This window comes from Streptosporangiales bacterium (genome assembly GCA_009379955.1).
Taxonomy (GTDB): domain Bacteria; phylum Actinomycetota; class Actinomycetes; order Streptosporangiales; family WHST01; genus WHST01.
Genome location: WHST01000202.1, coordinates 1 through 5,601, shown reverse-complemented (window position 1 = coordinate 5,601; position 5,601 = coordinate 1). Strand labels below are relative to the sequence as shown.

The 5,601-nt window shown below is 68.8% G+C and carries 4 protein-coding genes and 1 pseudogene; 1 reads left to right on the top strand and 4 read right to left on the bottom strand.

Annotation, left to right across the window (positions count from 1 at the left end; translation table 11 throughout):
• Positions 1-527: 527 nt before the first annotated feature.
• Positions 528-1,508, top strand: coding sequence for an ABC transporter substrate-binding protein (locus GEV10_31565; protein MQA82940.1), 981 nt, complete (start codon positions 528-530; stop codon positions 1,506-1,508).
• A 6-nt stretch (positions 1,509-1,514) separates the two neighbouring features.
• On the opposite strand, the gene GEV10_31560 is transcribed toward GEV10_31565, so the two are convergent.
• From GEV10_31560 to GEV10_31545, 4 genes and pseudogenes are all read right to left on the bottom strand, one after another.
• On the bottom strand, positions 1,515-2,306 hold the full coding sequence (locus GEV10_31560; GenBank protein ID MQA82939.1) for an ATP-binding cassette domain-containing protein: 792 nt from the start codon (positions 2,304-2,306) through the stop codon (positions 1,515-1,517).
• On the bottom strand, positions 2,303-3,400 hold the full coding sequence (locus GEV10_31555; protein ID MQA82938.1) for an iron chelate uptake ABC transporter family permease subunit: 1,098 nt from the start codon (positions 3,398-3,400) through the stop codon (positions 2,303-2,305). Before GEV10_31555 ends, GEV10_31560 begins: the two co-directional genes overlap by 4 nt.
• Positions 3,397-4,398, bottom strand: a complete 1,002-nt coding sequence (locus tag GEV10_31550; protein ID MQA82937.1) for an iron chelate uptake ABC transporter family permease subunit — start codon at positions 4,396-4,398, stop codon at positions 3,397-3,399. The genes GEV10_31555 and GEV10_31550 overlap by 4 nt, the downstream gene beginning before the upstream one ends.
• Positions 4,399-4,764: 366 nt before the next feature.
• Positions 4,765-5,393 (bottom strand): annotated as a pseudogene (locus GEV10_31545) (IS256 family transposase).
• Positions 5,394-5,601 lie beyond the last annotated feature (208 nt).

The window sequence follows — 5,601 nt, the reverse complement described above, 5'->3', positions numbered from 1 at the left end:
GGCCTGACTCTTTACGCCGTCCTCCGCGAACTCCAGGCCCTACTCGGCGTCTGGACCGGCGCTTGCCGTCTCTGCCTGCAACCCGTCCTGCCACGCCCACCCACCCCCGCAGACTCGACATAACAAAGTACTACTAGTGCCTTGCGTCGGAAGTTGTTTGCCGCTGCCGACGCCCAGGCGGGCACCTCGCTGCGTTGTCGGAGGATCCCAAGTACGTCCAGTACGAGGGACCTCCTCCGCCTTGCGATGCACCCACCTGGACGCCGGCAGCGGCAAACAACTTCCGACGCAAGGCACTGGGTGCTGCTTGAGCATCCCAGCGGTGAGCTCATCCAACGAGATGCTGCGACCGCCCGCTGCCGTCTTGGTCTCATCGGCGTCGAGCGTCCGATAGACGACTCCGTCACCAGACACTCCTCGGCGTCGACGGCGGTCTCGTTCGCCCACCATGACCCGCTTCACACTGTTGACCCAAAGGGCCTAGCTAAGGTTAGTCTTACCTAACCTAGTCTCTCCGGAGGTCCCTCATGTCCCTGCTGCCCACACCGATCCGACGCCGGGTCGCGGTCGCGCTACCTGCCCTCGCGCTTGCAGGGCTCACCGCCTGCGGTGGCACCGCTGGATCCGAGACGGACTCCGCGGGCAGCGGTGGGTCCGGTTTCCCTCACACGGTCACGCACCACAAGGGCGAGACGGAGCTCGACCACAAGCCGAAGCGGATCGTCGCGCTCGACAACAGCTTGGTCGAGGCCGTCGTCGCCCTAGATCGCCCGCTGGTAGGCGGGATCTCGAGCTACCGCGACTTGAAGGGCTTCCCGCCGTACCTCGGCGACGCCGTAGCGGACACCGAGGAGGTCGGCCCGCTGGAGTCGCCGGACCTGGAGGCGATCACTGCGCTTGAGCCCGACCTCATCGTGTCGGCCAGCGTTCGACACGACGCGCTGTACGACGAGCTCTCCGCGATCGCACCGACCATCTTCGTCGAGACCACCGGTCCGACTTGGAAGGACAACATCCGCCTCCTCGCCAAGGCGCTCGGCGAGGAGGAGAAGGCGACGCAGGTGCTCGGCGACTACGAGAAGCGCGCCGCCGCGCTTGGCAAGGCGATCAACAAGAGGGCCGGCAACCCGACGGTCTCCCTCGTCCGCTTCCTCGACGGGCCGACCCGGCTGTACGCGAAGGCGTCGTTCAGCGGCATCATCTTGAAGGACATGGGCATCGCCCGACCGAAGGACCAGGACGTCGAAGAGTTCGCCGTCGAGATCGGCGAGGAGCAGATCCGCAAGGCCGACGGCGACCACATCTTCGTCACGTCGTTCTCCGGCGGCACGCAGGCCAAGGAACGTTTCCTGCGCAACCCATTGTGGAAGCGGCTCGACGGCGTGCAGGCAGGCAACGTGCACGAAGTGCGAGACGAGATCTGGATGACGTCGGTCAGCGTCCAGGGCGCGCACCTCATCATGGACGATCTGGCGAAGATCTTCGACGTCGACCCGATGCGCACCTGACCTCGGTCAAGCGCGGCCTATCGGCACGACGAGCGGCGTGCCGGTGACCGGATCGGGTATAACCCACGACTCCACCCCGAACACCGCGCGGACGAGCTCGTCGGTCACCACATCCACCGGCGGACCGGCCGCGACGACATTGCCGTTGCGCAGTGCGACTAGGTGGTCGGCGAACCGGCTGGCCTGGTTCAGGTCGTGCAGCACCATGATGACCGTGCGATCGTCGTCGCGGTTAAGTCGGCGCACCAGCTCGAGTACGTCGAGCTGGTGCGCGAGGTCGAGGAACGTGGTCGGCTCGTCGAGCAGCAGCCACGGCGTGTCCTGGGCGACTACGAGCGCCAGCCAGGCGCGCTGCCGCTGCCCACCGGAGAGCGTGTCGACGGGCTCGTCGGCAAGCGCAGCCAGGTCGGTGGCGCCGAGCGCCCCGTCGACGGCGGCCTCGTCCTCGATGGACAGCTGCCGGAACAGCGAGGTGTGGGGCAGGCGTCCGCGCCGGACGAGGTCGCGGACGCTGATGCCGTCCGGCGTCACTGGCGCCTGCGGTAGCAGGCCAAGCCGGCGAGCCACCTCGCGGGTGCGCATCCGGTGGATGTCGTGACCATCGAGCAGCACTCGACCACCGGCGGGCTGCAGCAGCCGCGCGAGCCCGTGCAATAGCGTCGACTTGCCGGAGCCATTGGCACCGACGATCGCGGTCACCATGCCGCCGGGGAAGGTGAGATCGAGACCGTCGATCACGGCGCGGTCGGGCCGGTACGCGAGCCGTAGCTCTTGTGTGCGTAGCGACGAGGTGGTCATCGTCGGCCCTCCGACCGAAGGATGACCCAGAGCAGGTAGGGGGCGCCGACCAGCGCGGTGACCGACCCGGCGGGCAGCTCGTGCCCGGGGACGAGCAGTCGTGCGACCAGGTCGGCGGCCAGCAGCAGCGCCGCACCGGTGAGCGCCGAGGCGACGAGAGGGACACCGGGACTGCGGACGATGCGCCAGGCGACCTGCGGCGCGACGAGGGCGACGAAGTCGACCGGCCCGGCGGCGGCCACGGCGGTGCCGGCGAGAGCGAACGCGACGCAGAACAGCAGCAGCTGCGTCCGTACGACGGGGATGCCCAGGGTGGCCGCGGACGCCTCTCCGAGGTGCAGCCCGGCGAGGTGGTGGCCGAGAAGGAGCGCGACGGGCATCAGCACCGCGAGCGCGAGCGCCAGCCCAGTTACGTGCTCCCATCCCCGGCCGTGCAGCGTGCCGACCAGCCACACCTGCGCCTTGCTCGCCTGATCGACGTCGCCGCTAGCCAGCCCCCAGTGCACCAGCCCGATGAAGGCAGCGTGCAGGACGATGCCGGCGAGCACTACCCGCCGCGTCGTGAACCGTGGGGCGCCATACCGCCGGTTGGCTGCGAGGCCGAGCACTAGCGCGGCCGCGACGAACGCTCCGGCGACCGCGCCTATTGGAAGGCCTACCGAAGACAGCTGCGCTGCCGCGCCACCATAGCCGAACGTCGTGCCGCCGAACGCGAGTAGGACGACGACCGCGCCGAAGCTCGCGCCGGCGGTTACGCCGATGACATCGGGCGCCGCGAGCGGGTTACGAGTGGCGGCCTGCGTCAGAGCGCCCGAGACAGCCAGCGCCGCGCCTACCAGTACCCCGACGACCGCGCGGGGGAGCCGAAACCGCTGCACGATCAGGTTCGTCGGCCGGTCGGCGACACCGACAGTGCCGCGAAGCACGTCATCGATCGGAATCCATCGGGTGCCGATCGCGACGACAACGACGAACAGCGCCGCCACAACACCGCAGAGGACGGTGTTCACCAACAGCGCACGCGGGCGCACCAGCACGCTGAACCGTGCCACTCGGAGGACGAGGTCGGACCCCGACTGCGCCAGCAGCGTCACGTGGTCGACTCCGTCACCCGGGAACGCCGCAACAGCACGAGCACGAGCGGTGCACCGACCAGTGCCGTGATAACGCCGACCTGGACCTCGTTCGGCAACGCGACCACCCGACCGGTCGCGTCCGCGACGACCAGCAGCCCACCGCCGAGGACGGCCGCGTAGGCGAGCAGCCATCCGTGCAGCGGCCCGGTGAGGGCTCGCGCCACGTGAGGGACGACGAGCCCGACGAACGCGATCGGACCAGCGGCCGCCACCGCGGTGCCAGTGAGGACGACCACCACGACGCCCGCCGCAGCGCGCGTCCAGCGCGCCCGTACACCGAGGCCGCGCGCGACGTCGTCGCCGAGCGCGAGCGCGTCGAGGCCCCGCACCGTGAACGCAGCCAGCACGAGCCCGACCGCGACGAGGGGCGCGACCACCTTGACCGTGGACAGGCCCTTACCCGCAAGGGAACCGACCAGCCAGTAGCGGTACTCGTCCAGAGTCTGCGCGTCGAGGAGAACGAGGGTGGAGATGATCGACACGATCATCGCGGACAGCGCGAGTCCGACGAGCGCCAGACCGGTCGGGGTCATCGCGGCGCGACCGTAGGTACCCAGCGCAAGCACGAGACACCCGGCGAGCGCGGCACCCGCGCTGGCCACCGGGATCTGCGCCGCCAGCGTTGCAATCCCGAACACGAACGAGCCCACGACCAGCGCGAGCGCTGCACCTGCCGAGACACCCAACAGCGCCGGATCAGCCAGCGGGTTGCGGGTGATGCCCTGAGCGACCGCGCCGCCGACGCCTAGGGCGGCACCGATCACGACCCCCAGCAGCGTCCGCGGCAGCCGCTGCTCCAAGACGATGATCGCCGCGTCGCCGGCATCTCGCCCGGCGAGCACCGCGACAACGTCACCGACGGGCAGCGGCCGCGAACCAAGAACGAGTCCGAGCAGGACGGCCAGGCACAGCAAAGCCGTGAGCCCGATGAGCCCGCCCGCTCGCCATCGCCCCATCCACGCACCCCTTGCTCGGCCTCCCCCCGGCAGCTAGTTAGGACAGCCTAACCCGGGTTGGTGGTGGCGGGGTCGTGCACCGCCCCCTGGCGGGTCACCTGTTCGGGTAACGCGCCCACTGCCGTGCGATGGTTCGTCATCCAGTTCGAGGAAGGCGCGCGGCGAAAGATTCCCAAACAACAAGTGTCGCGTGCGCGACCGACAGTGTTCGATTTGTCGACGGCAAGCCGCGGGACCCAGGGTGAATCGGCAGACCAAACCAAACTGGACGACAGCGCACTGCCCGCACCGCAGCCCGTGACCCGGCCTGGCAGGACGAATACCGCCAACACCGGTTCCTGGTCGAACGCAGCCTCGCCAGTGGGGTCCGTCCTCGCTGTCGCTGTCGCCGACGTCGAAGCCGAGCACCTCCCGGCGTCCGTCCGCAGCCACACCGGTCGCGATCACGACGTCTGGGACACGACTCGGTTCCTCGACGCGGGCCTTGCAGTAGGTGGAGTCGAGGCAGACGTAACGGACAGGCTGCTCGGCCAGGCCGCGGTCGCGGAAGGCGGCGACCTCGACATCTAACTCAGCGCAGATCCGGGAGACCTCGCTCTTGCTGATGCCGGTGTCGGCGCCGAGAGCTTTGACCAGGTCGTCGACCTTGCGGGTCGACGTGCAGTCCAGGTAGGCCTCCACGATCACCGCGAACAACGACTGGTCGCCCCGCCGCCGCCGTTCGAGCAACGAGGGAAAGAACGAAGCGGTACGCAGCCTCGGGATCCGCAGCCGCAGATCGCCGGCCACGGTGGCGATCGACTTCGAGCGATGCCCTTTGCGCTGGGCGGTGCGGGCGTCGGTGCGCTCATGCGGGCGGCACCGATCACCGAGATCAGCTCGGCCTCGATCAGCGCCTGGTAGATCGTCGTTGCCGCTTGCTTGATCCAGTCTTCGACATCCGCGCCCCTCACCGCCTCGAGCAGCTCGAGCAGGGCAGACTTGTCCAGAGCCATCGTGTGGTGTGTCCTTCCGCGTGAACCATTGGCGTGGTCTCGCTGACCAATCACACGATGGCCTTCTCATGACGTGTTTCTGACTTCGTGACGCACTTTGGCGTTGGATTAGCCAACATCGTCGGGGTTCTGGGTGGGTTGAGTCTGTCGTTCTTGGCGGTGGGTGGCAAGCCGGTGTAGCCGGGCTTGCTCGAGGCCGGCCTGGCGG